Raw genomic sequence first — 23,882 nt, forward strand, 5'->3', positions numbered from 1 at the left:
TACTGACCGTGCTTACGGGTGCGGCCACACCGCTTGAGTTGGCCCGGGCTGGGTGCCCATGGCGGCAAAGGCGCTGTCTCGCATGCCTACCTCTCCCTGTAAAGTTTTGGTTTGTCCTTTTCAATGTTTTTCAGTAGACGGGCCGCGTTTCTCGTCAACGACAAGCGGGCCGCCGGCCGGCTGAAGGAGATTTTGTGGGCGATTTCAGAAAGGCGCTTGCCGACGACGCGCTGCTGCTGTTCGACGGGGCCATGGGCACCCTGCTCCAGGGCCGGGGCCTGTCCGCCGGCCAGTCCCCGGAACTGTTCGGCCTGACCAACCCCGACGCCATCATCGGCGCGCACCTGGATTATGTCCAGGCCGGCTCCCGGGTCATCACCACCAACACCTTCGGCGGCTCCCGCTACAAGCTGCCGGCCGGCACGGACGTGGTCGGCCTCAATCGCGAAATGGCCCGTCTGGCCAAGCAAGCCGCCGGAACGGGCGTGTTCGTGGCCGGTTCCGTCGGCCCCACCGGCCACTTTGTCGCCCCCCTTGGCAAGGCCAGCCTGCGCGATCTGGTCGAGGCCTTTGCCGAGCAGATTCGCGGCCTGGCCGAGGGCGGCTGCGATCTCATCATTGGCGAGACCCATTTTGATCTGGCCGAGGCCAAGGCCGTCATCCTGGCCTGCCGGCAGGTCTGCTCCCTGCCCGTGGCCATGTGCATGACCTTCGAAGGCGCGGCCAGCCTCACCGGATCAAGCCCCGAAGTGTTTGCCGACGCCATGGAGAATTTGGGCGTCGCGCTTATCGGCGTCAACTGCGGCCAGGGACCCGACGACATGCGTCTGGTCGGCGAGGCTTTCTCGCGACGCCTCAAAACGCCCTTTTTCGTCAAGCCCAACGCCGGGATGCCGCGTCTGGAAAACGGCCGCACCGTATTCCCCATGGGGCCTGACGAATTCGCCGAAAAAACCGCCCGCTTTGTTGACCTCGGGGCCAAGGCTCTGTCCGGCTGCTGCGGCACCACCCCGGCCCACATCGCCGCCCTGGGCGCGGCCCTTGCCCCCCGTAGCTGGAAGCGGGCCGACACCCCGGACCGCCCGGTCCTGGCCGTCACCTCGCGCTCCATGGTCGTGCCCATCGGCGGCGGCGCGCCCTTGGCCGTCATCGGCGAGCGCATCAATCCCACGGGCAAGGCCGAGCTGGCCGCCGAACTGGTCGCCGGAGAATTCGCCAAGGCCCTGCACTTCGCCGAGGAGCAGACCGCGGCCGGGGCGCACATTCTCGACGTCAACGTGGGCGCGCCCATGGTCGACGAGACGGCCGTCCTGCCGGGGCTGGCCCTGGAGCTGGTCAAGCGCCAGCAGCTGCCCCTGTGCCTTGATTCCAACAACATCGACGCCCTGACCGCCGGCCTGTGGGCCTATCCGGGCACGCCGTTGGTCAATTCCATCAGCGGCGAACCCGGCCGCATGGAACGCCTGGGACCCATTTGCCGCGACCATGGCGCGCCGTTTATCTTGCTGCCGCTCAAAGGCCGCAAGCTCCCGGTCAGCGCTGCCGAACGCCTGGCCATCATTGAGGAACTGCTCATCCAGGCCGAGGCCCTGGGCATCCCGCGCCGCCTCATCCTGGTGGACGCCCTGGCGCTCACCGTCTCCTCCAAGCCCGAGGCTGCCTTGGCCTGCCTGGAAGTCATCCGGACCTGCCGGGACAAATGGGGGCTGCCGACCGTACTGGGCCTGTCCAACATTTCCTTTGGCCTGCCGGCCCGGGAACTCGTCAACAGCGCCTTTTTCGCCATGTGCCTGGGGGCCGGCATGGCTGCGGCCATCGCCAACCCCAACGTGCCGCGTCTCATGGAGACCCTCGCCGCCGGCGAGGTGCTCATGGGCCGCGATCCCCAGGCCGGGCGCTATATCGCCGGTTATGCCGGCTGGAAGCCCAGCTCGGGCGGCGGGAGCGGCACGGCCTCCGGCCCGGCCTCGGGCGGGGCCGACGACGGCCAAAGCCCGCTGCGCCGGGCCGTGGTCTACGGTCGGCGTGAAGAGGTGCTGGAGCGCATCGAAAAGGCTTTGGCCGAGGGAGCCGACGCGGCCACGCTGCTTGGCGAGGAGCTCATTCCCGGCATCATGAGCGTGGGCGAGCGCTACGAGCGCAAGGAATTCTACCTGCCCCAGCTTTTGGCCGCCGCCGAGGCCATGCGGGCCGGATTCACCCGTCTGGAGCCGCTGTTGACCGAGGCCGGCGCGGCCGCCAAGGCGCGTATCGTCATGGCCACGGTGGAGGGCGACATCCACGACATCGGCAAGAACATCGTGTGCCTGATGCTCAAAAACCACGGCTTCGAGGTCATCGACCTTGGCAAGGACGTGCCGGCGGCGCGCATTGTGGAAGCGGCCGAGGAGCACAAGGCCGCCGTCATCGGCCTGTCGGCGCTCATGACCACCACCATGGTGCGCATGGAGGACACGGTGCGCCTGCTGCGCGACAAGGGGCTGGCCATCCCGGTCATGGTCGGCGGGGCGGTGGTCACCGAGGCCTTTGCCAAGTCCATCGGCGCGTCCGCCTACGCCACCGACGCCGTGGACGCCGTGCGCCAGGCCAAGGCCCTGGCCGGCGGGGCCTAGGGGCGCGCCCTCGACAACGTCGAGGGCGATTCGCGGTCATTTCGCGTAACAATTTGATTCATATTGGGAAATTCTATCGCATTTGTTAAAGGGCGCGATATTGGCCTTCGCGGCCGACCGGGAGTACTGAGCGGTGATCATACTGTCGCCAAACGGTTCCCGAAAGGCGTGAGAGGCCTGTTTCAAACCTGCGGCAGTAGGAAAAAACAGCTGGCGCGGCCCGGCGCGTTTGGAGTAAAAGCTCCTGGCGGCCGCGCCGCGCAATCGCACACGTGGAGGACGCCGTTGCGTATTTCTTCCCTCATGCTGGCTCTGGCGCTTCTGTGCCTGCCCGCCACCAAGGTCTTGGCCCAGGACGCCGGAACCATCAACGGCCAGGGCGTTCTTGACGCCGTGGTCGCGGCCCAGGGCAAGGTCGTGGTCATCGACTTCTTCGCTTCCTGGTGCAAGCCCTGCCTCATGGAGATTCCGGAGTTCATCGAGGCCCGCAAGCACTATCCCGCCGACAAGGTGGTCTTTATCGGCATCTCCCTGGACCAGGATCAGGGGCAGTACTTCCGCTTCGTCAAGCAGACGCCCTTCAATTTCCCGGTCTATCTGGCCGATCCCGACGTCATCAGCACCTTTGGCGTCAAGATGATTCCTAAGACCATTATCTATGACCCGGCCGGCCAGCAGGCCCTCAACCATTCCGGCTTCATGCCTGGCGAGATGCTGCGCCAGATTCTTGACAAGCTCATCGGCGGCGAGAAATGAACGGGCTTTTTATCCGCAAGGCGAGAATCCAGGACGTCAAGCAGATACACGCGCTGCTCATGAGCTGCGCCCGCAAGGAATTCCTGCTGCCGCGTTCCTACAACCAGCTCTACAGCCATCTGCGCGACTTCTTCGTCCTGGCCGAGCACGACGCTCCGGGCGTTCGCGGTTGTTGCGCCTTGTCCATCTGCTGGGAGGACATCGCCGAGATCCGCTCCCTGGCCGTGGACGAGGACATCCAGAAGCAGGGCTGGGGCGGCAAGCTCGTGGAAGCCTGCCTGTCCGACGCCGTGACGCTGGGCATCTTCCGAGTCTTCACCCTGACCTACCGGCCGCATTTTTTCGAGCGGCTGGGCTTTGCTCCCGTGGAAAAGGAGCAGCTGCCCCAGAAAGTCTGGGCCGACTGCATCCATTGCCCGAAATTTCCGGAGTGCGACGAAAACGCGCTCATCATGGAAATGTAGGCTTTTTCGCTTTATTTATTATCCAATCAAACGCGGGGAACAATGTCCGAGACCTTGCGAGAAGTGTTTGGCCAGGCGGCCGTCGCCGCCCGGGTGGCCGAGCTTGGCCGTGACGTGTCGGCGGCCTACGCCGGCCAGGATGTGGTGTTGGTCGGCGTGCTCAAGGGCGCGCTGCCGTTCATGGCCGATCTGTTGCGATCCCTGGATTTCTGCCCGGAACTCGATTTCGTGCGCGTGGCCAGCTACGGCGCGGGTGTGGCTCCGGGGGCGCTGCGGTTTCTTATGGACCTCGAAACCGATATCGCCGGCCGCCATGTCCTGCTGGTGGAAGACATAGTGGACACCGGCCGCTCGTTGGCCTATCTCCTCAATATGCTTAAGGAGCGAAACCCGGCCAGCATCAAGGTCTGCACGCTGCTGGACAAGCCCTACCGCCGCGAGGTCGATGTGCCCGTGGATTTCGTCGGTTTTTCGGCTCCGCCGGTGTTCCTGGTGGGCTACGGCATGGACATCGGTGAGCGGCTACGGCGGCTGCCGGCGGTTTACGAGCTGATCCAAGAATAATGGCCTTGAAATTGCAGAGGTTGGCCTAAAAACGCAACCGGCGCGGGAAAGAAAACATGATCGTACAGTGCCCCAATTGCCAGGCCAAGTTCAACCTCCCCGACAACAAGGTCGGCCCCGACGGGGCCAAGCTGCGTTGCGGCAAATGCCGCAACGTCTTTCATGTCGATCCGCCCGCGCCCTCCGAGTCCTCGGATCTCGGCGGGTTGACGGATTTCGATTTCCCTGACGACCTGGCCCCGACCCCGCCACGGGCCGGCGCGGCCGGCGGTGATCGCCCGGGGCCGTCCATTCCCGATGACGGCGTGCCGGGCGACCTGTTCCATTCCGAATCCTACGCCCCTTCGGCCGCGCCCAAGAAACAAGCCGCCCCCGAGCCGGACGCCGACGACGATTTCCCGGGCGGCCCGGTCAAGCCGGGATTCAGCCTCGACGACGTGGCCGATCTGCCCCTGCCGGGCAGCCGGCCGTCAAAAGAACGACGCAAACGGGTGTTGCTGCTTGGCGGCATCCTTGTCGGACTTTTGGCGGCGACTCTGGCCGCCGTGTATTTCCTCGACCTCATGCCCGGCAAGAAAGCGGCCAAGGACGCCGGCCAGACTCCGGCCGCCGACACCGCCGCTCCGTCCGGCGACGCGGCCAAGCCCGCCGCCCCCGGAACCGACGCCGCCAAATCGGCCACGCCCGGCGCGCCGGCCGGACAGGGCGCGCAAAAGCCCGAAGAAGCGGCCAAGGTCAAGGACATCATGCTGCAAAACGTGCGGCAGTATTACGTTTCCAACGAAAAGGCCGGCCAGCTCTTCGTTATTGAGGGCAAGGCCGTCAACAACTTCAAGTCGCCCAAGGAAATGCTCAAGCTCGAAGCCAGCCTGTTCGACGAAAAGGGCGGCACGCTGGTTTCCAAGGAAGAGCTGGCCGGCAACACCGTGTCGCTTTTCCAGCTCCAGGTCATGACCCGCGACGAGCTCAAAAACGCCCTGGCCTCCCAGGTCGGCGTGCTCACCAACAACACCAACATCGCTCCTGCCGGCGAAGTGCCCTTCATGATGGTCTTTTTCGATCCGCCTGAAGCGGTCAAGGAATTTGGCGTCAAGGTCGTGGACGCCAAGGACCCGCCCCGGCAGTAGGATGGCGGCCAAGACCAAGCGCACGTTTGTCTGCGCCGAATGCGGCGGCGTCTCACCCACCTGGCGCGGCCAGTGCCCCCGCTGCGGGGCCTGGAACACCCTGGCCGAGAAGCTCGGCGGACAATCCCGAATCCCCGGCCCGGACGGCTTGCCGTCCGGGCTTCCCATTGTGCTGGGCGACCATCCCGGCGCGGATTTCAAGCCGTTCCCCACCGGCATCGACGGCCTGGACCGGGTGCTCGGCGGGGGGCTGACCCCGGGCGGCGCCGTGCTTCTTGGCGGCGAACCCGGCATCGGTAAATCGACCCTGCTGCTCCAGCTGGCCGGCCTGGCCGCCGCCGCCGGCCGCCGGGTGGTCTACGTCTCGGGCGAGGAATCATTGCCCCAGCTCAAGTCCCGGGCCGAACGCCTGGGCGTGCTCCACGACGGCCTGCTCGCCGCCTCCACCACCGACGCCGGCGCGGCCGTGGACATCCTGGGCGCCTCCCCCGCCCCGGACCTCGTCATTCTCGATTCCGTTCAGACCATGCACGCCGCCGGAGTCGAAGGCCCGGCCGGCTCGGTCTCCCAGGTGCGGGCCGTGGCCGCCGCCTGCGTGGAAGCGGCCAAGCGTGGCGACGCCTGTCTGATCCTGGTCGGCCACGTCACCAAGGACGGCCAGATCGCCGGCCCCAAGCTCCTGGAGCACATGGTCGACACGGTACTCTACCTCGAAGGCGAGCGCCGCCACCTCTTTCGCATCCTGCGGGTGCTCAAAAACCGCTACGGCCCCACCGACGAACTGCTCGTTATGGAAATGCGCGAGGCCGGTCTGAATGAAGTGCCCGATCCTTCGACGTTTTTTCTCGGCGACCGGGACCCGGCCGTGTCCGGTTCGGCCGTGGTCATGGCCATGGAAGGCCGGCGGCCTTTTGCCGTGGAAGTCCAGGCCCTTGCCGCCAAATCCTTTCTCTCCATGCCGCGCCGGGCGGCCCTCGGCCTCGACGTCGGCCGGCTCCACCTGCTCCTGGCCGTGCTCGAAAAACGCCTGCGCCTGAATCTCGGCCAGACCGACATCTACGCCAAGATCGGCGGCGGCCTCAAAATCGCCGACCCGGGCCTGGACCTCGGCATCGCCGCCGCTGTCCTGTCCTCCTTCTACGACCGGCCGCTGCCGGCCGGGGCGGTCTTCTGGGGCGAAGTCGACCTGTCCGGCCGCATCCGGCCGGCCGCCGCCCACGATACCCGCCTCAAACAGGCTGAACGCCTGGGCTACGGCCCCATCATCAGCCCCGACAGCGGCAAGGGCCGCCCCAAAGCCGACAACCTCGGCGATCTGGCGCGGTTGTTGTTCTCGTAGTGGATAAGAGGGGGATGCCTCCGGCGGCTGGGGGCCTGAGGCCCCCAGACCCCCCAACGGGGTATAGGGGAGCCGGGTGTTTGTGGAGATGCAGTAACGTGCTTCGACGCTAATCATCGCCAAGCGTCATGGCGCACAGCCATTCCACCGGCGCGAATTCGTCCGTCAACATGAGGCCCCCGGCCAGGGAGGCCGCTTCCTGCCGCCGGCCGAGAAATCGGCGCAGCTCGTCGCTGTGGCCTTCGGGCAGGGGGCCGGGCCGGTTGCGGGCCACGAGCATCACGTTCTGAGCCGCCTGGGGCGACTCGGGGCTGCCCAGGGGGTACAGCCCGACATCCGGGAAGACCGAGGCGAAGGTGGCGGCCAGGGAGGCGATAAAACGGCCGCCGTCGCCGGCCGCCGGGCCGATAGCGTTGATGATGAGCGCGCCTTCCGGGGCCAAGAGCGCCTGGTAACGCCGGGCCGCCTCGGCCGTCACCAGATGAAACGGCGGGGCGTAGTCCGTGCCGAAGGCATCGAGATAAATAAGATCGTAGGGGCCGCCGTCCCGGTTGACGAACATCCGCGCGTCTTCGTGAACGATGCTCAGCCCAGGCCGGGGTGTCAGCCCGAAATATTCCTCGGCCAGGGCCGTTACCCCCGGGTCGAGTTCCACCACCGTGACCGCAGCCTCGGGCCGGTTGTCGAGAAAGTGGCGGGGAAAGCTGTAGGCCCCGCCGCCGATGACCAGCACCTTGGCGTTGGCCGGGGCCATGTCCAGGCCGATGGTGAAAAAACGGGTGTAACTGAGCGCCAGCTCGCCCGGTGCGTCCGGGAACATGGCCGATTGGAACCGCGACGGCCCGGTGGTCATGACCCGGATGGGCCGCGTCGAGACCGGGTCCAGGCCCTGGTAGACCAACACCCGGCCGTAAGGCGTGTCCACGTCGTGGATGCCGGCCTCGGCCAAAAGGGCGTCTTGGGCGTAAAGCCACAACCCGGCCAGGGCGACCAGCCCGGCCGCAGCCGCCTTGGCCTTGATCCCGGCGCGGGTGGCGGCCAGGGAAACGCAAACGAGAAAGCCGGCCGTGACCAGCAGGATGGTGGTGGAGCCCAGGGCGGCAACGAGGATGAAGCCGGCGGCAAAGGTGCCGACAATGCTGCCGCAGGTGGACAGGGCGTAGAGCCGGCCGGCGGTTTTGCCGGCATTGGCCGTCTGGTCGAGGCTTAAGCGAACGGCAAAGGGCGAAACCATGCCGAGAAGCCCGGCCGCCGGGGCGAAAAGGAGCAGCGTGGCGGCGATGACGCCAAATCGTGGCCCAAGGCCCCGGGTGACCAGGAAATCGAGGAGCAGCGCCTTGGTGGCGGCCGTGGCGGCGGTCAACAGCGCGGCCAGGAGAATAATCCGGGCCAGCACCTTGGGGTCCGGGCGACGGTCGGCGAGCCGGCCGCCCTGCCAGTACCCCAGGGCCAGGGCGGCCATGACCACGCCGATAAGCCCGGTCCAGACCACGATGGAGGTACCCAGAAACGGGGCGAGGATGCGCGCTCCGACGATTTCCAGCACCATCACCGCCGCGCCGCAGGAAAAAACCGTGAATGCCAACATGCCCGCTCCATATTACGTTTCGCCATTGCTGCCGCTGTTTACGTGTACCGATAGCCGGCCGCCCCCAAGCCCGTAAAGGGGAGCGAGGATTGTTTTTGACCGGAACCGGCGTCCTTTGCTAAAGTCAGGAACTCACCACTTTACCCCGGCAGGGAGGAGCAGCTTATGAAACGGTTCGTTACGGCGTTCGCGGGAGCGGTCATCACGTTTTCCATGGCTGGGGCGGCCATGGCGTTTTCCGGCGGGGCGGGCATTTCCGCCGATGAGGCGCTGGCCCGTCTCAAGGAAGGCAACACCCGCTATGTGGCCGGCGCGGCCGTGACCCCGCGCCAGGACGCGGCCCGGCGGCATGAAACCGCCACCGGCGGCCAGCATCCCTTTGTCTCGGTGCTGTCCTGCGCCGATTCCCGCGTGCCCGTGGAAACCGTCTTCGACCAAGGCATTGGCGATGTGTTCGTGATCCGCGTGGCCGGCAACGTGGCCAACACCGACGAGATCGGCACCATCGAATACGGGACTGAACACCTGGGCACGCCCCTGGTGGTGGTCCTGGCCCATACCAAGTGCGGCGCGGTCACGGCCGTGGTCAAGGGCGAGCATGTCACCGAAAACATCGGCAAGCTCGTGGCCCCCATCGTGCCGGCCGTGGCTTCGGTGAAGTCCCGCTTCGCCACCGATGATTTGAACGAGCTCATCAACCGTTCCATCGAGGCCAACATGTGGCAGGCCATCGCCGACATGTACGCCAAGAGCCCCTTGCTCAAGAAGATGGCGGCCGACGGCAAGATCAAGGTCGTGGGCGCGCTCTACGACATTGATTCCGGCGATGTCCATTGGTTTGGCGAGCATCCGTCCAACGCCAACCTGATCGGCAAGTAGCTGTCGTCATGATGTTTCTGGCGGCTCCCTCGGGGGCCGCTTTTTTTTGGACTTTTGGACAAAACCTCGGTAGGCCCAACCCCGTGCGTGCCGTCGTCATCATCGTCTTTGTCGTGGTCTATGCCGCCATGATCCTGGGCCGCCTGCCGGGTCTGGCCCTGGACCGGACCGGCGCGGCCGTGCTCGGGGCTTTGGCCCTTATCGCCGCCGGAACCATGACCGTTGCCGATGCCTGGGCCGCCGCTGACGTGCCGACCCTGGCCCTGCTCTTCGGACTCATGGTCATCTCGGCCCAACTGCGCCTGGGCGGCTTTTACACCGCCGTCAGCCGCGCGCTCATCGCCGCCTCGGCCGGCCCGGCCGGCCTCTTGGCCCGGGTCATGGCCGCCGCCGCCGCGCTCTCGGCGCTTCTGGCCAACGACATCGTCTGTCTGGCCATGACGCCTATTTTGGTTGAGGCCACTTTGGCCCGGGGTCTCAATCCCTTGCCGTATTTGATCGGCCTGGCCATGGCCGCCAACATCGGCTCGGCCGCCACGCTCATCGGCAATCCCCAGAACATGCTTATCGGCCAGGTGGCCAATCTGCCCTTTGGCGGCTACATGCTGGCCGCCCTGCCAAGCGTGGCCGCCGGCCTGGCCATCGCCTTCGCCGCCGTAGTCTGGGGCTTCCGCGGCCGGTTCGCCGGCCCCAAGGTCACCCTGGACGTGCCGGCACCGGCCTATTCGCCCTGGCAATCGGCCAAGGGTCTGGCCGCCCTGACGGTCTGCATGATCGTTTTCGTCTGGGGCGGCATGGCCCGGGAAAACGTGGCCCTGGGCTGCGCCGGGGCGCTGCTGCTCAGCCGCCGCATGGCCTCGCGCGAGACCCTGGCCCTGGTCGATTGGCAACTGCTGCTCCTTTTCCTCGGGCTGTTCGTGGTCAACCGCGAGGTGGCCGTCGTGGGGCTGCTCGACGACCTCTACCGGGGCGTGGCCGCCTGCGGCGTGGACCTCGGCCGGCCGGCCTGGCTTTTTACAGCCTCGGTGGTCCTGTCCAACATTGTCTCCAACGTGCCGGCGGTCATGCTGCTCCTGCCCGGGCATGGGTCACCCGAACAGGCGACTTTGCTGGCCGTCTCCAGCACTCTGGCCGGCAACCTGCTGCTGCCCGGCAGTATCGCCAACCTCATCGTGGCCGATCAGGCCGCGCTGCTGGGCGTCTCCATGGGCTTTCGGGAACACGCCCGTATCGCCGCCCCGGCCACCGTGTTGACGCTGGTCGTTTCGGGTTGGTTGTTGTTGGGGATGTGAGGGAAGAGAAGAGCGGAAGAGGGGAGATGCCTCGGCGGCTGGGGCCTGAGGCCCTCAGACCCCCAAATGGGGAATGGAGAGGGTGGGCGTCGGGGGTGAGCGAGGTGTGACAACGTATGGAAGCTATTAAACGAGCCTTGGCCGACGGTTGGTTTCGGGAGCAGGATACCGCCGTCGTGCTCTACGACCTGGACGCCCTGACGGCCCGGGTCGAGGCGCTGACAAGCGCCTTTACCGCCGAAACCCTCCACGCCTTTGCCATCAAGGCCTGCCCGCTGCCGCCGGTGTTGGCCATGCTGGCCCAGCTCGGCCTGGGGGCCGAGGCGGCGTCTCTTGGTGAAATCCATCTGGCCCTGGCCGCCGGCTTCCCGCCCGAGCGCATCGTCTTCGACTCTCCGGCCAAGACCGTGGAGGAGCTACGCCTGGCCCTGACCCTGGGGCTTTTCGTCAATGCCGACAACCTGGACGAACTGGCCCGCCTGGACGCCTTGGGCCGGGACATGGGCCTCGAACCCCGGGCCGGGCTGCGGATCAATCCGCAAGCCGGGACCGGGCGCATCAAGGCCACCAGCGTGGCCGGACGCTATTCCAAGTTCGGCGTTCCCCTGGCCCAGCGCGAGGCCATTATCGACGCCTTCGGCCGCTATCCGTGGCTTTCGGGCCTCCATGTCCACATCGGTTCCCAGGGCTGCCCCCTGGAACTCCTCGTGGCCGGCGTAGGCGCGGTTTACGACCTTGCCGCCGGCCTCGACGCCCGTTTCGGCCCGGGGCGCGTGGCCGTATTCGATCTCGGCGGCGGCCTGCCGGCCGCCTACCGAGACGCGGATCGCCCGCCCAGCCCCCAAGCCTACTTCGAGGCGCTGTGTGACCGTTGTTCCGGCCTGGAGGGAAACCAGCGCCGGTTGGTCACGGAATTCGGCCGCATGGTGGCCGCGCCCTGCGCCGTGGCCGCCAGCCGGGTGGAATACGTCAAGCACCAGCCCGGCCACCGCACGGCGGTCATGCACCTGGGCGCGGACATGTTCGTACGCGAATGCTACAACCCGCGCTTTTGGCCCCATCGCACCCGATTGCTTTGTGCGGAAGGCCTGGAGAAAAAAGGAAAACCCGTCCTGCACTATCTGGCCGGGCCGTTGTGCTTTTCCGGGGATTTTCCCGTGCGACGGGCCATGTTGCCCGAGGCAACGGCGGGGGACATCGTGGTCATTGAGGATGTCGGGGCCTACACCCTGTCCATGTGGTCGCGCTACAACAGTCGGCAGATGCCGCGTGTGCTGGGGCTGCGGCAAGGGCGTTTTTCGGTGTTGCGCGAGCGCGAGGAACCAGAGGATCTGGTGCGGTTTTGGCTTGGCGGGGGGACTTCGGCATAAAGCCGGGCGCGTGGCCCCGGGCTGTCGGCGCGGCGCAAGAGGATATCGCTCAGGCCGGAGCGCCAAAAGTCTGGGCGTCGGCCAGGGGCCGGCCCAGGAGAAAGGCCACTTCTTCGGAAGTCAACACCGACCCTGATGGACGGCATGGAGACTTTCCGGGTTGCGGCAGGCCCAGGGCTTGCCAGGTGCGGGCCAGCAGCGCCCCGGGAGACAAGGGGAGCCGACAAACGCCCTCCTGCTCGCCCGAGCGGCGTTTTGGGCTGGGGCCATGGAGCAGGGTGATGATTCGGGGAGCCAGACCGTCAAGTTCCTTGAGCAGCGTTGCCGGGTCTTCATCGGGGTCCAGGGTCAGGTAGGCCAGTTGGCAGGGGCCGAAATGGGCCGACAGGCGCGCCGCTTCGTCGGTGTCTCGGGCGGCGAGCACCGCGAAATGCCCCGACAGGGCCCCGGTCAGGAACGCCAGTTCCAGGGAATCCGGGCAGACAATGAGCACGCGGGTAGGCAGGGCGGGCCTCCTCGGACGCCAGGGGACCGGATCGGCGTCACGGGGTTTACCCTGACTTTTGCAAGAAACAGTCCAGTCCAAGGATTCCGGGCCTGAGGCCGCCACACCGGGCCGAGGCGGCAAATTCTGCCGAATTAGCGGCAGTTGCCCTCAGCCTTGTAGCTTTTGAAAAAGTCGCAGTCGCCCAGATCGCAGGCTTTCTTGTAGTCGGCGCAGGCCCGCTCCCGGTTACTGAGGCGTTCGTAAGCCAGACCTCGGTTGGTGAAGTAGGAGGCGTCCGACGCCTTGGCCGCGATGGCCTTGTCGTAATCGGGCAGGGCTTCGCGGGGTTTGCCGGAGTTGCTTAAGAGATTGCCCCGATTGTTGCGCAGGTCCGGGTCCTGGGGGTCGGCGGCGATGGCCTCGTCGAGCATGGTCAGCGCGGTCTTGGTGTCTCCGGCGGCCTGAGCCTTGGCGGCCAGGTCGGCCAGGGAAGCGGCGGCCTTGGGATCGCGAGCGCCGCCGGCCGGCGCGGGAGCTTGGGCCATGGCCGGCTGGGCGGCCGGACTCGGAGCCGGCGTCGCCAGGGGGTGGGGAACCGGCGCGGCCATGGGCTGCGGGGCCGGTGCAGCGGCCGGTTGCGGGGCAGGCGAAACCATGGGCTGGGGCGCGGGCGCGGTTGCCGCCGGGGGGGTGGGGACTGCGACGGGCTGGGAAACCGGCGGCGTCTGGGCCGTGGCGGCCGGCTGTCCGGCGGGTTGCGGCTTGGTTCCGAAAAGCCCGGTCTTGGGCTCGGGATGGGGCTGGCGCACAGGATCGGGAATGGACAATTTCTCGGTTGCCTGGCGCGACGGACCGGATTCCACGCCAGAGGTGGCTTCCTGCATCTGCTCCTGGCGCTGCTGCTCTTCCTGGCGGATGGTGCTGTCGGCCTGGCGCATCTTTTCCAGACGGCGCTTGAGGATTTCCTCCTGGGTCAGGGCCGAGGCGGATGCGGCCGCCAGGACGAGGGACACGGCGAGAAGCGAGGAGACAATCCGTCTCATGGAACGGTCCTTTGCAAAAGCCGGCAGCGCTTAGGGCTTGGCCGGGATATTGAGCACTTGCCCGTCACGCAGGGTGTCGGGATGCATGTCGCCGTTGGCGCGGGTGATGTCTTCCACGCTGACGCCAAATTTGTGGGCGATGCGTGACAGATGGTCCCCGCGCTGCACGGTGTAGGTCGTGCCCTCGGATTTCTTGCCGCCATCGGACTTGCCCTTGGCGTCCTTGGTCTCCTTGGCGTCCTTTTCCTTCTTGCCTTTCTCGGGCTTGGCCTTGACGGCCGGCTCGGCCACAGGGGCGGGAATCTCGATGACTTCCTCGCCCTTAAAGGGCACGGCCAATTGCTTGCCGTCGCCGGGGCGCACCGGGGAAGGGGCATTGGGCGCAGGCGCGGCGGTCTTGGCGGCAAGCCTGGCGTCGTCCGTGAGGAAAGCGGCATATTCGCTTTCCGACAAGCCGCCGTCGAAATCGGCATCCGATTTGGTGAACAAGTCCGGGGTCACGTCCGGAAAAACAAACAGCAGCTCCTCGTAGGAGATCTTGCCGTTTTTATCGTGATCGACATGCCGGAAGGATTCCTTGTCCCCTCCGGAACAGGCGCTGACCAGGGCGATAAGGCCCAGGGCAACCAAGGCGATGACTGACCGCATAGGCTCCTCGTATCTGGCGTTGGAAAGGCGGCGCATATGCCGGCATTCGAAGCTGGCGCTTACCATGGGGGCAATCGGCAAGTCACGTGAAAAAAAAGAGGGATTTGTTCATCAAGGTCGGCCCGACCGGGATTGCGGACTTGCCGACTCCCCCGGGCCGGGCGTACCACGGCCTGGGAACACCGGCCGCCAGGGCCGGCCGTCCCGGGCATCACCGAATACGACGGGAGGCTGTGATGGATATTGCCACGCTTCGAAAGACCGCCAAGGAAGAACTCAAGGGCTATTGCCGGGTCTGCCCGGTCTGCAACGGCCGGGCCTGCGCCGGCGAGGCCCCGGGCATGGGCGGCATGGGCACGGGCTCGGCCTTTACGGTCAACCTGGAGGCCCTGTCCAAGGTCCGGCTCAACATGCGCACCCTGCATAATGTCAAGACGGCCGACACCACTGTCGAACTGTTTGGCAAGACCTTGTCCATGCCGATCCTGGCCGCGCCCATGACCGGCGTGCTCTACAACATGGGCGGCCGGCTGCCCGAGAACGAATTCATTCGCCGCATCATCGACGGCGCGGCCGAGGCCGGAACCATCGGCGCTTGTGGCGACGGGGCCGACCCGGCCATGTTCGACAGCGGCCTGGCCGCCATCGCCGTCAAGGCCGGCCATGGCATTCCTTTCATCAAACCCCGAGCCCAGGACGCCATCATGGCGCTATTAAAGCGCTCGGCCGAGGTTGGCGTGGCGGCCGTGGGCGTGGATGTGGACGGCGCAGGTTTGGCCGTCATGGCCCTCAAGGGCCAGCCGGTCTCGCCCAAAACGCCCGAAGAACTGCGGGAACTGGTCGGGGCCACGACAACGCCCTTTATCGTCAAGGGCGTCATGACCCCGGACGAAGCCGAGATCGCCTTTGCCGCCGGAGCGGCCGCCATCGTGGTCTCCAACCACGGCGGCCGGGTGCTCGACCACACCCCGGGCGCGGCCGAGGTGCTGCCGGCCATAGCCCGGGCCGTCAAGGGCCAGGGGATTATCCTGGCCGACGGCGGCGTGCGCACCGGGGCCGACGTGCTCAAATATCTGGCCCTGGGGGCCGACGCCGTGCTGGTGGGCCGTCCCCTGGTCATCGGCGCATTCGGCGGCGGGGCCGAGGGTGTGGCCATGTTGCTGCAAAAAATGCGGGCCGAGCTGGCCGCGGCCATGCTGTTGACCGGCACGGCTTCGGTGCGCGAGGTATCGCCGCGCATCATCTCGGTCCAGTCCTGACCCGGGCCGGCTACGGCCGGCGCATCATGAAAAAGCCCCGGCCGGGCGCGCGAGCGACCGGCCGGGGCTTTTTGTTGCTGCTTGATGCAGCGCCTAGCCGTCGAGGCCAAGGGGCGTGTCGCCGTCCTTCCAAGTGAGCTCAATGGAGAGCTTTTTCTTGGATTTTCCGGGTTTGGATTTCTCCTTGAAGCTGATTTCCAGCTCGGCCAGGCGCGGCAGGTCCACGCAGACCGGTCCGTTTTCGCCGCTGGCGGCCAGCTTGCCCTGCTTGAGGCCGGTGACGATTTTTTCCAGCACGACGGCGGCGTCGTAGGTCAGCATTTTTTCATCGCAGTGGAAGAGGTCGGTTTTCTCGCCCATGGTGCGCTCCTTTACGGGTCTTTTTCAGCGGAACAACTTCTTTCATAACCATTTTTGGACGAGCTGTCATGACGGGCGCGAGAAATTCCGGTCGCGGCGGGAAGACAGGGGGCAAGCCGGCAGGACATGAGGCGGATTGGCGGCCATGGAGCGTCCTGCGTCACATCTGGCTGGCGATGCGCTTTTTCCAGAGGGAATAGGCGTTCTTGGTCAGATGGATGCCGTCTTCGGTGAAATTGGGGCCAAGTTGACCGTCGTCGGCTAAAAAAGCGTCGTAGAGGTCGAGATACCGCACAAAGGCGTTTTTGCGGTCGCAAAGGGCCTTTAAGCGTTCGTTGGTGGAGACAATGACGGCGTTGTCGATGTTCTGGGCGCGGGTGGGCAGGATGCTTTGCACGTAAATGTGCGTATACGGCGAAAGGTGTTGTATCTTGTTGATGATCTTGTCGTAATTGTCGAGGATTCGTTCCGGGGCGGCGATTTCGTTGATGCCAACCATGAGGAAGACCTTGCCAGGGCGCTTTTTAGCGATGGGTTCGATACGCCGCAAGAGGTCGGCGCTGGTGGAGGACTCCACGCCGCTGATGAAGACCTTTCGCGGTTCTTCGAAGAGGTTATAAATTTCCCAGCCCTTGGTGATGCTGTCGCCGCAAAAGACGATCTGCATGGCGAGCAGGGCGGGGAGCACGGGATTCACGGGAGACGCCTCCGGATACGCGGTCGCTTTCGGGCGCAACGGCCCCTTTTGTGAAAAAATAAGCGGCGTGGAGAGTCCGGTCAAGGAAAGCGGCCTCCGCCCGAGGACGGCCGCCGTACAAAGGGCAATGCTCCCGGCCCAGGGGAAAACAGGCCGGGAGCGTTGCCCGAAAGGGCCTAGCGTTCCAGGGCGATCAAATCGTCATAGCTCTCGCGGCGGCGGGCCACGATGACTTCGTCGCCGTCAACCAGGATTTCGGCCGCCCGGGGCCGGGAGTTGTAGTTGGAGGACATGGTGAAGCCGTACGCGCCGGCCGAGAACACGGCCAGGTGTTCGCCCGGGGCCACGGCCGGCAAAGCCCGGTCCCGGGCCAGGAAGTCGCCGGATTCGCAGATGGGGCCCACCACGTCGACGTTGAGTTCAGCCCGGCCGGCCGGGCGCACTTCGCGGATGGCGTGGTAGGAGTCGTAGAGCGAGGGCCGGATGAGGTCGTTCATGGCCGCGTCCACGATGATGAAGTCCTTGCTCGGGGTCTTTTTGGTGTAGACCGCCTCGGTGACCAGGATGCCGGCGTTGCCGACGATGACCCGGCCGGGTTCGAGGATGAGCGTGATGGGCAGATCGCCCAGGGCCTTGGTCAGGGCCTGGCCGAATTCGCTGGGGTGCGGCGGCTCTTCCTCGTTGTACTGGATGCCAAGGCCGCCGCCGAGGTCGAGGTAGCGGGTCTCGATACCCATGGCCGTGAGCTTGTCGCGGAAGGCCAGGATCTTGTCCAGGGCCTCCAAAAAGGGCGAAATGGAGGTGAGCTGGGAGCCAATGTGGCAGTCGATGCCCACGGGCGTGACTCCGGGCAGCTCCATGGCCTTGGCGTAGGCAGCCAGGGAGTGGTCGATGTCCAGGCCGAACTTGTTTTTCTTAAGCCCCGTGGAAATGTAGGGATGGGTCTTGGGGTCCACGTTGGGGTTGATGCGAAGGCTCACTTGCGCCGTCTTGCCCAGGCGCGAGGCGATGGCGCTAAGGCGCTCCAGTTCGCCCATGGACTCCACGTTGAACATGAGGATGCCGGCCGTAAGCGCTTCCTCGATCTCGCTGGCCCGTTTGCCCACGCCCGAGTAGACGATCTTTTGGGGATCAACGCCGGCGGCCAAAGCCCGGTAGAGCTCGCCGCCCGAGACGATGTCCATGCCCGCGCCCATGGCGGCCAGGGTTTTTAACACCGACAGGTTGGAGTTGGCCTTGACGGAATAGCAGGTGAGGTGCGGCAGGGCGGCAAAAGCCGAGTCAAAGGCCGTGAAATGGCGGCGCAGGGTGGCGGCGCTGTAGACGTACAGCGGCGTGCCGTAGGCGGCGACAAGGGTCGAAACCGGAACGTCCTCGGCGTACAGCTCGCCGCCGCGGTACTCGAAATGATGCATGGGCTGGTCTCCTTAGCGGGCGTTGCCGCCAAATCGCCCTTTCCAGTCGCACAGCAGCGTCAGGGCTTCAAGCGGCGTCATCCGGTCTAGTTCGAGGCGCGACAGTTCGTCAAGAAGCAGGGCGGACAGGTCGGGCCGGGCTTCGGCCTCGTCCGCGGCGGCCTGGGACGGCTGCACCGCAAAGAGCCCGGGCAGGGACGGCTGGCCGCGCTCGCGGTTGCCCCGGGCGGCCTGGGCGGGGTCGCGGCAGCTTTCGAGTTCGCCAAGGATCTCCCGGGCGCGCTTGACCACGTTTCGCGGCACGCCGGCCAATTTGGCCACTTCCACGCCGTAGCTGCGGTCGGCCGGGCCGGGCAACAGGCGGCGCAGGAAAATGATGTCGCCTTTCCATTCCTTGACCGCGATGTTGGCGTTTTTCAGCCCCGGGATGCGGCCTTCCAGGGCGGTCAACTCGTGGTAGTGAGTGGCGAACAGGGTGCGTACGCCGTGGCCGTCGTCGCGGCCGCACAGTTCCTCGACCACGGCCCAGGCCAGGGCCAGACCGTCGAAGGTGGCCGTGCCGCGTCCGATCTCGTCGAGGATGACCAGGCTTTTCTTGCCGGCCTGACGCAGGATGCGGGCCGTTTCCATCATCTCCACCATGAAGGTGGACTGGCCCTGGGCCAGGTTGTCCGAGGCCCCGACCCGGCAAAAAACGCGGTCCACAAGCCCCACGCTGGCCCGAGCCGCCGGCACGAAGGAGCCGATCTGGGCCAGGATGGCGATAAGCGCGGTCTGGCGCAGAACCGTGGATTTGCCGGCCATGTTGGGGCCGGTGATGAGCAGCATCCGGGTCGATTCGTCCAGGCTGACGTCGTTGGGGATGTAGTTGCCAACGCCGGTCACGGCCTCGACCACGGGATGGCGGCCGCCCCGGATAGTGATGGCCTGGCCGGCGTGAAGCTCGGGCCGGGTCCAGTCGCCGGCCACGGCCGCCTCGGCCAGGCCCTGCCAGACGTCCAGGCGAGCCACCTGGGCGGCGGTTTCCATGACCCGTTCGCGCAGTCCGGCCACATGGTCGCGCAGTTCCCGGAACAGACTGTATTCCAGGGTCTTGCGTTTTTCCCCCGAGGCCAGGAGCTTGTCTTCGAGTTCCTTGAGCGCCGGGGTGACGTAGCGTTCGCAGTTGGCGAGCGTCTGGCGGCGCTCGAAGTGGGCCGGGGCGTAGCCGGCGGCCTTGGACAGCTCAAAATAATAGCCAAAAACCCGGTTGAAGCCGAGCTTGAGCTTGGGCAGATTGCCGTCTTCCTGTTCCCGGGCCAGCAGTTCCTGGAGTTTTTGCTCGCCGTGTTCGGCCAGATCGAGCAGTTCATCCAGTTCAGGATGGTAGCCGGCCCGGAACAGCCCCCCCTCGGTGACGAGCACCGGCGGGGCATCAACCAAAGCCCGGGACAGGAGCTCGAAGAGGTCGTCGAGGTCGTCCCAGCCCGACAGCAGGGCGCTGACGGCCTTGGCCGAGGCAGCGCCGGACAGGCGCTGGCGCAGGCCGGGCAGGGCGGCCAGGGACTGGCGCAGGGCGGTGAAATCGCGCGGCACGGCCCGGCCGAGGAAAATGCGGGTAATAAGCCGCTCCAGGTCGTAGACCCCGGCCAGGTCTTCCCGGACCAGGCGGCGAAGGCTCTCGTCCTCGACGAAAAGGGCCACTGCCTCCTGGGTCTCATGGATGGGACCGAGGTCGAGCCAGGGTTGGCGCAGCATGGTTTCGAGCAGCCGTCCGCCCATGGGCGTCTGGGTGCGGTCCAGCACATGCCACAGCGTTCCCCGGCCCTTGCGGCCGTCCAGGCGGCGGAAAATTTCCAGATTGCGCTCGGTGACCTCGTCCAAGAGCATGTGCCTGCCGAGGTTGACCGGCTTAAACGGCCCCAGGTGGCCGAGATCGCGCATGTAGGTGGCGCTTAAATAGGTCAAAAGCGCGCCCATGGCCCGCACGAGCTGGGGCTTGTCGGTGCAGTCAAGCGCGGCCAGGTCGGCCACGGACTGGGCGGAAAGCACCTTGTCGCGGCCGGCGGTGAAATCGAAATGGGGCCGTGGCGGCACGGTGGTGACGTGGACGCCGGCCAGGGGGATGTCGCGGGGCGGGGTGACGCCTTCGGGCAGGAGCAGTTCGCGAGGGCCGATCTTCACCATCCACTGCCACAGGCGGGCGGCGTCGCGGGAGTGCAGGCCCGACCATTCGCCGGTGGAGCAATCGACCCAGGCCAGACCGCCGGCCCGTTCATCGGCATCGTAATAGAGGGCGGCCAGGAAGTTGTGTTCCTTGGCCCGCAGGTTGCCGTCTTCCACGGCCGTGCCCGGGGTGAGCACCCGGGTGACGGCCCGTTTGACTAGGCCCTTTGCCTGCCTGGGGTCCTCGATCTGGTCGCACACGGCGACCGAAAACCCTTTTTCGAGCAGTTCGGCCAGATACCCTTCGGCGGCGTGATGCGGCACGCCGCACATGGGGATGGGCGAATCCGCTCCGGGATTGCGCGTGGTGAGGGTGATTTGCAGTTCGCGGGCCGCGGTGATCGCGTCCTCGAAAAACAATTCGTAGAAATCCCCCATGCGGTAGAACAGCAGCGCGTCAGGGTGCTCGGCCTTGGCGCGCAGATACTGTTCGAGCATGGGGGTCATCTTGAAATCCCCCACGGCAGGCAAGGACGCTCCGGGCTAGGCTTCGGCCTTTTGAGGTTCGCTGGTCGCGGCCGGGGCGGTGGCCGGAGCCGGAGCGACGGCGGCGAAGCTCGGAGGCGTGGCCACGGTGGACTTCTTCTGCTGGGCCATCTGCTTTTCCAGGGCGTTGACCTTATTTTGCAGGCTGCGCATGCCCGAGGCCAAACGGACCTTCTCGGCCAGGAAGTACAGGGTGGCGAACAGGCCGCCGGCCACGAAGCTCAGGAGCAGCACGACGTAGAAGGGCACGCCGGGAGTCTGGACCTGATAGCCGAAGGCACCGAGCTTGAGCAGCAGGGCGGTTTCGAGGATGGCGGTGTTCTGCACGAAAAAGAGCATGCAGACGAAGAAGAAAACCAGCAGGAAAAGCACTTTGATCACGCGCATCGAGGCCTCCTTGTCACGACGTGACGGTTGCGTGGTAATCCGAAAAAAACGGTTTGAGCCGATCAAAGGTGGACAGCAGCAATTCCGGCATCACCCGGGTTTCGCCAAAAACGGCCATGAACGAGGAGTCGCCGTTCCAGCGGGGCACAAGCTGGTAGTGAATGTGGGCGGCGATGCCCGATCCGGCGGCCTCGCCCAGGTTCAGCCCGATGTTGATGCCCTGGGGCCGCATGCAGTCGCTTATGACCCGCGTGCAATAGGCGATGCCCCGGGTCAGCTCCACGTTTTCCTCGTCGGTGAGCTGGGTGATACAACTGACGTGGCGAAAGGGCGTGACCATGAGATGGCCGGAATTGTAGGGAAATTTGTTCATGATGACGAAGCCGTGCCGTCCTCGGGCCACCACCAGGCGATCACGGTCGCCATCGGTTTCATCGGGCAGGCAGAACACGCAGCCGTCGGGTTTGGGTCCCAGGATATAGTCCATGCGCCAAGGCGCCCACAACACTTCCATCAAGACGACTCCGCGCGATTCGTATTTCTTAATAAGATGGGAGGCCACGCACACGACCTCTGTCCGGCCCTGGCCGCGAGTTCGCCCACCCGCCGAGCCGTCTCATACTGGGCGGTGTCGCACTGACCCGAGCCGATGACCGAGACCCGTCCGGGGCGCGTCGTGTCCATGTCCGTTCTGCTTACACGCGTCTTTGTCCAAGAGCAAGGGAGCCTTAGCAGGCAGGCGACAACTTGACGCCAAAGGGCTTGAGGCAACTGGGGCGGCAGGCTACCATAAGCGACCATGTTCACCTTTGAACCGAAAAATTTTCCCATGTCCCCGGGCGTTTACCTGATGAAAGGAGCGCGCGGCAAAATTCTCTACGTCGGCAAGGCGAAAAACCTGCGTTCCCGCCTTTCTTCCTATTTTCGAAACGACGCCGGGCTGACCGTCAAGACCGCCGCCCTGGTGGCCAAGGTCGAGGGCGTGGACGTGCTCTTGACCGCCTCGGAAAAAGAGGCGCTGCTGCTTGAATCGAGCCTGATCAAAAAACACCGCCCGCGCTACAACATCGTCCTCAAGGACGACAAGAACTACATTCTCTTCAAGCTCGACAAGCGCTCACCGTTTCCTCGGCTGGCGTTTACCCGCCGGGTGGAGCGCGACGGCGCGGCCTATTTCGGGCCCTTCACCTCGGCCGCCGCCGCCAGGGCCACCTGGAAGGAGCTTGGCCGGGCCTTTCCCCTGCGCAAATGCGGCGACCGGGCCATGGCCAACCGGGTGCGGCCTTGCCTGTACCATTCCATCGGCCAATGTCTGGCCCCGTGCGTGCTGGCCGTGGACCTCGGGGAATACGCCGCCTTGGTGCGTCGGGTGGAGGCCTTTTTGACCGGCCGCTCGGCCGAGGTGCTGCGCGCCGTTGAGCATGAGATGGAGCAGGCGGCCGAGTCGCTGGCCTTTGAAAAGGCGGCCGGGCTGCGCGATCTGCTGCGGGCCATGAAAAAAACCGTGGAAGGCCAAGCCACGGTCCTGACCCGCCTGATCGACATCGATGTTGTGGGATTGGCTGCCGTGCCGACCGGGGTCGGGCTTTGCGTGCTTTTTGTACGCCAGGGCCGGCTGCTCGACCGCAAGACGTTCTTTTTTCCGGGTGTTGCGGCCGACGAGGCCCGGGGCGCGGCCGTCACGGCCATGCTCCAGTTCTATCGGCCCGAGAGCTTCATTCCGCCGCGCATCGTCGTGCCCGAAGTGTTGACGGCCGCCGAAGCCGCCGGAAGCGGACCTGAGGCCGAGACGGCCGATCCGGCTTCGGCCGGGGCGGAAAGGACCGGCCCCGCGCCGGCCGATGGGCAGGAGCCGTCGGGGGATTCCCCGGCTGTCGCTCTTGCCAAAGCGTGTCAGGCCGAAGACGACGCAAGCGCCCTGACGGCGATTCCCCTGGTCGATGGCCGGCAGGAAAACGGCGCGGACCTGGCGGAGAGCCTGAACGTGGCCCCCAATGCCGACGAGGCCGGCGAAGCCGTGGCCGACAGCCAGGCCCTGGCCGAAATCCTGGAAGAACGCCGGGGCGGGGCGCTGCGCCTGGGGCCGCCGCGCGGCCGCGAGGAGCGCAAGCTGCTCGCCATGGCCGAGGCCAACGCCGCCCGGGCCGCCGAGGAAGCGGCCAAGGCAGCCGAACGCGACGTGTTGCCGGCCCTGGCCAAGGCCTTTGGCCTGCCGCGTCTTTCTCGCATCGAGGCCGTGGACGTGTCGCACCTGGGCGGCAAGGGCGTGCGCGTGGGGCTGGTCGTCTTTGAGGAGGGCGCGCCCAGGAAAAGCGACTACCGCAGCTACGGCTTTGCCGAGGCCGAAGGCTCGTCCGACGACTATCTGGCCCTGGCCGCCTTTGCCGCCAAACGGGCCGAGGCTGGGCCGCCCTGGCCGGATTTGCTCCTCATCGACGGCGGCAAGGGGCAGTTGGCCGCCGTGGAGCGCGCCCTTGGCCAAGCCGGCGCGGGCGGGGCTTTTGCCCTGGCCTCCATCGCTAAGGGGGACCGGCGCTCCCAAAACGAAATGGAAGACGTCATTTTCGTGCCGGGCCGGAAAAATCCCCTGGGGCTGCGGCCGGGGTCGCCGGAACTGCTTTTCCTGCAACGGGTGCGCGACACGGTGCACGACTATTCCATCGGCCGGCAACGGTTGGCCCGCAACAAGACGGGTCTTCGAAGCGATCTGCTGGCCCTGCCGGGCATCGGCCCCAAGACGGCACGGCTGTTGTGGGAGGCCTTTGGCTCCACGGCGGCCATGCGGACGGCCTCGGTGGAAGCCGTGCGGGAGCGTACCGGGCTGGGGCCGGCCCGGGCAGGGCAGGTGGTTGCGGCCCTGCAAACGCTTTTGGATTGATCATTGCCCCGGCATCTGGCAAAATA

21 protein-coding genes are annotated in these 23,882 nt (G+C 66.0%); 11 read left to right on the top strand and 10 right to left on the bottom strand.

The genetic code is table 11. From position 1 onward, the window contains the following. Positions 1-194 precede the first annotated feature (194 nt). The 6 genes from C3Y92_RS10335 to radA all read left to right on the top strand — a co-directional run bounded on the left by C3Y92_RS10335 (position 195) and on the right by radA (position 6,862). Complete coding sequence (locus C3Y92_RS10335; protein WP_129352262.1) at positions 195-2,612, top strand: homocysteine S-methyltransferase family protein; 2,418 nt, start codon at positions 195-197, stop codon at positions 2,610-2,612. Positions 2,613-2,897: 285 nt separating this feature from the next. Continuing rightward, on the top strand, positions 2,898-3,368 hold the full coding sequence (locus C3Y92_RS10340) for a TlpA family protein disulfide reductase (protein WP_129352264.1): 471 nt from the start codon (positions 2,898-2,900) through the stop codon (positions 3,366-3,368). Next, on the top strand, positions 3,365-3,832 hold the full coding sequence (locus C3Y92_RS10345) for an N-acetyltransferase (protein ID WP_015860792.1): 468 nt from the start codon (positions 3,365-3,367) through the stop codon (positions 3,830-3,832). Before C3Y92_RS10340 ends, C3Y92_RS10345 begins: the two co-directional genes overlap by 4 nt. 42 nt (positions 3,833-3,874) lie before the next feature. Next, positions 3,875-4,396, top strand: coding sequence for a hypoxanthine phosphoribosyltransferase (gene hpt / locus C3Y92_RS10350; RefSeq protein WP_129352266.1), 522 nt, complete (start codon positions 3,875-3,877; stop codon positions 4,394-4,396). 56 nt (positions 4,397-4,452) lie between these two features. Next, positions 4,453-5,523, top strand: a complete 1,071-nt coding sequence (locus C3Y92_RS10355) for a DUF3426 domain-containing protein (RefSeq protein ID WP_129352268.1) — start codon at positions 4,453-4,455, stop codon at positions 5,521-5,523. A gap of 1 nt (position 5,524) precedes the next feature. Continuing rightward, a complete protein-coding gene (radA, locus tag C3Y92_RS10360) occupies positions 5,525-6,862 on the top strand; it encodes a DNA repair protein RadA (RefSeq protein ID WP_129352270.1) in 1,338 nt (445 codons plus the stop codon). Between the two features lie 109 nt (positions 6,863-6,971). On the opposite strand, the gene C3Y92_RS10365 is transcribed toward radA, so the two are convergent. Further along, positions 6,972-8,450, bottom strand: coding sequence for a fused MFS/spermidine synthase (locus C3Y92_RS10365; RefSeq protein WP_129352272.1), 1,479 nt, complete (start codon positions 8,448-8,450; stop codon positions 6,972-6,974). A gap of 165 nt (positions 8,451-8,615) precedes the next feature. Here C3Y92_RS10365 and C3Y92_RS10370 point away from each other — a divergent pair, with 165 nt between their 5' ends. The 3 genes from C3Y92_RS10370 (at position 8,616) to C3Y92_RS10380 (ending at position 11,991) form a co-directional block, all read left to right on the top strand. Then, on the top strand, positions 8,616-9,329 hold the full coding sequence (locus C3Y92_RS10370) for a carbonic anhydrase (RefSeq protein ID WP_129352274.1): 714 nt from the start codon (positions 8,616-8,618) through the stop codon (positions 9,327-9,329). Between the two features lie 83 nt (positions 9,330-9,412). Further along, positions 9,413-10,621, top strand: coding sequence for an SLC13 family permease (locus tag C3Y92_RS10375; protein WP_129352276.1), 1,209 nt, complete (start codon positions 9,413-9,415; stop codon positions 10,619-10,621). A 116-nt stretch (positions 10,622-10,737) separates the two neighbouring features. Beyond that, positions 10,738-11,991 (top strand): type III PLP-dependent enzyme domain-containing protein, encoded by a 1,254-nt coding sequence (locus C3Y92_RS10380; protein WP_129352278.1) that lies wholly within the window; start codon positions 10,738-10,740, stop codon positions 11,989-11,991. A 49-nt stretch (positions 11,992-12,040) separates the two neighbouring features. Here C3Y92_RS10380 and C3Y92_RS10385 read toward each other — a convergent pair whose 3' ends face one another. From C3Y92_RS10385 to C3Y92_RS10395, 3 genes are all read right to left on the bottom strand, one after another. Next, complete coding sequence (locus tag C3Y92_RS10385) at positions 12,041-12,484, bottom strand: hypothetical protein (RefSeq protein WP_235669452.1); 444 nt, start codon at positions 12,482-12,484, stop codon at positions 12,041-12,043. A gap of 146 nt (positions 12,485-12,630) precedes the next feature. Next, positions 12,631-13,521, bottom strand: coding sequence for a tetratricopeptide repeat protein (locus tag C3Y92_RS10390; protein ID WP_129352282.1), 891 nt, complete (start codon positions 13,519-13,521; stop codon positions 12,631-12,633). A gap of 30 nt (positions 13,522-13,551) precedes the next feature. Then, positions 13,552-14,169 (bottom strand): LysM peptidoglycan-binding domain-containing protein, encoded by a 618-nt coding sequence (locus C3Y92_RS10395; protein ID WP_129352284.1) that lies wholly within the window; start codon positions 14,167-14,169, stop codon positions 13,552-13,554. Positions 14,170-14,405: 236 nt separating this feature from the next. Here C3Y92_RS10395 and C3Y92_RS10400 point away from each other — a divergent pair, with 236 nt between their 5' ends. Continuing rightward, entirely contained in the window at positions 14,406-15,428 is a 1,023-nt protein-coding gene (locus C3Y92_RS10400) for an alpha-hydroxy-acid oxidizing protein (RefSeq protein WP_129352286.1), read from the top strand. 93 nt (positions 15,429-15,521) lie between these two features. On the opposite strand, the gene C3Y92_RS10405 is transcribed toward C3Y92_RS10400, so the two are convergent. The 6 genes from C3Y92_RS10405 to C3Y92_RS10430 form a co-directional block, all read right to left on the bottom strand. After that, positions 15,522-15,788, bottom strand: a complete 267-nt coding sequence (locus C3Y92_RS10405; protein WP_129352288.1) for an amphi-Trp domain-containing protein — start codon at positions 15,786-15,788, stop codon at positions 15,522-15,524. A gap of 160 nt (positions 15,789-15,948) precedes the next feature. After that, positions 15,949-16,485: a GDSL-type esterase/lipase family protein gene (locus tag C3Y92_RS10410; protein ID WP_129352290.1), complete on the bottom strand. Its 537-nt coding sequence runs from the start codon at positions 16,483-16,485 to the stop codon at positions 15,949-15,951. Positions 16,486-16,661: 176 nt separating this feature from the next. Next, on the bottom strand, positions 16,662-17,900 hold the full coding sequence (gene lysA / locus C3Y92_RS10415; protein WP_129352292.1) for a diaminopimelate decarboxylase: 1,239 nt from the start codon (positions 17,898-17,900) through the stop codon (positions 16,662-16,664). A 12-nt stretch (positions 17,901-17,912) separates the two neighbouring features. Further along, the gene (gene mutS, locus C3Y92_RS10420) at positions 17,913-20,552 is read right to left on the bottom strand and encodes a DNA mismatch repair protein MutS (RefSeq protein WP_165352163.1); all 2,640 of its coding nucleotides are present in this window, start codon (positions 20,550-20,552) and stop codon (positions 17,913-17,915) included. Between the two features lie 36 nt (positions 20,553-20,588). Beyond that, the gene (locus C3Y92_RS10425; protein WP_129352296.1) at positions 20,589-20,978 is read right to left on the bottom strand and encodes a LapA family protein; all 390 of its coding nucleotides are present in this window, start codon (positions 20,976-20,978) and stop codon (positions 20,589-20,591) included. 13 nt (positions 20,979-20,991) lie between these two features. Beyond that, positions 20,992-21,492 (bottom strand): HIT family protein, encoded by a 501-nt coding sequence (locus tag C3Y92_RS10430; RefSeq protein ID WP_129352298.1) that lies wholly within the window; start codon positions 21,490-21,492, stop codon positions 20,992-20,994. A gap of 285 nt (positions 21,493-21,777) precedes the next feature. On the opposite strand from C3Y92_RS10430, the gene uvrC reads away from it, so the two are divergent. After that, positions 21,778-23,856 (top strand): excinuclease ABC subunit UvrC, encoded by a 2,079-nt coding sequence (gene uvrC, locus C3Y92_RS10440; RefSeq protein ID WP_129352300.1) that lies wholly within the window; start codon positions 21,778-21,780, stop codon positions 23,854-23,856. The last annotated feature ends 26 nt before the right edge of the window (positions 23,857-23,882 follow it).

The organism is Solidesulfovibrio carbinolicus (assembly GCF_004135975.1).
GTDB lineage: Bacteria > Desulfobacterota > Desulfovibrionia > Desulfovibrionales > Desulfovibrionaceae > Solidesulfovibrio > Solidesulfovibrio carbinolicus.

Coding starts and splice junctions, on each gene's coding strand:
- mutS (WP_165352163.1), bottom strand. CDS start 20,552: ATGACCCCCATGCTCGAACAGTATCTGCGCGCCAAGGCCGAGCACCCT.
- C3Y92_RS10400 (WP_129352286.1), top strand. CDS start 14,406: ATGGATATTGCCACGCTTCGAAAGACCGCCAAGGAAGAACTCAAGGGC.
- C3Y92_RS10345 (WP_015860792.1), top strand. CDS start 3,365: ATGAACGGGCTTTTTATCCGCAAGGCGAGAATCCAGGACGTCAAGCAG.
- C3Y92_RS10430 (WP_129352298.1), bottom strand. CDS start 21,492: ATGGAAGTGTTGTGGGCGCCTTGGCGCATGGACTATATCCTGGGACCC.
- C3Y92_RS10405 (WP_129352288.1), bottom strand. CDS start 15,788: ATGGGCGAGAAAACCGACCTCTTCCACTGCGATGAAAAAATGCTGACC.
- C3Y92_RS10380 (WP_129352278.1), top strand. CDS start 10,738: ATGGAAGCTATTAAACGAGCCTTGGCCGACGGTTGGTTTCGGGAGCAG.
- C3Y92_RS10425 (WP_129352296.1), bottom strand. CDS start 20,978: ATGCGCGTGATCAAAGTGCTTTTCCTGCTGGTTTTCTTCTTCGTCTGC.
- lysA (WP_129352292.1), bottom strand. CDS start 17,900: ATGCATCATTTCGAGTACCGCGGCGGCGAGCTGTACGCCGAGGACGTT.
- C3Y92_RS10370 (WP_129352274.1), top strand. CDS start 8,616: ATGAAACGGTTCGTTACGGCGTTCGCGGGAGCGGTCATCACGTTTTCC.
- hpt (WP_129352266.1), top strand. CDS start 3,875: ATGTCCGAGACCTTGCGAGAAGTGTTTGGCCAGGCGGCCGTCGCCGCC.
- uvrC (WP_129352300.1), top strand. CDS start 21,778: ATGTTCACCTTTGAACCGAAAAATTTTCCCATGTCCCCGGGCGTTTAC.
- C3Y92_RS10365 (WP_129352272.1), bottom strand. CDS start 8,450: ATGTTGGCATTCACGGTTTTTTCCTGCGGCGCGGCGGTGATGGTGCTG.
- radA (WP_129352270.1), top strand. CDS start 5,525: ATGGCGGCCAAGACCAAGCGCACGTTTGTCTGCGCCGAATGCGGCGGC.
- C3Y92_RS10390 (WP_129352282.1), bottom strand. CDS start 13,521: ATGAGACGGATTGTCTCCTCGCTTCTCGCCGTGTCCCTCGTCCTGGCG.
- C3Y92_RS10395 (WP_129352284.1), bottom strand. CDS start 14,169: ATGCGGTCAGTCATCGCCTTGGTTGCCCTGGGCCTTATCGCCCTGGTC.
- C3Y92_RS10355 (WP_129352268.1), top strand. CDS start 4,453: ATGATCGTACAGTGCCCCAATTGCCAGGCCAAGTTCAACCTCCCCGAC.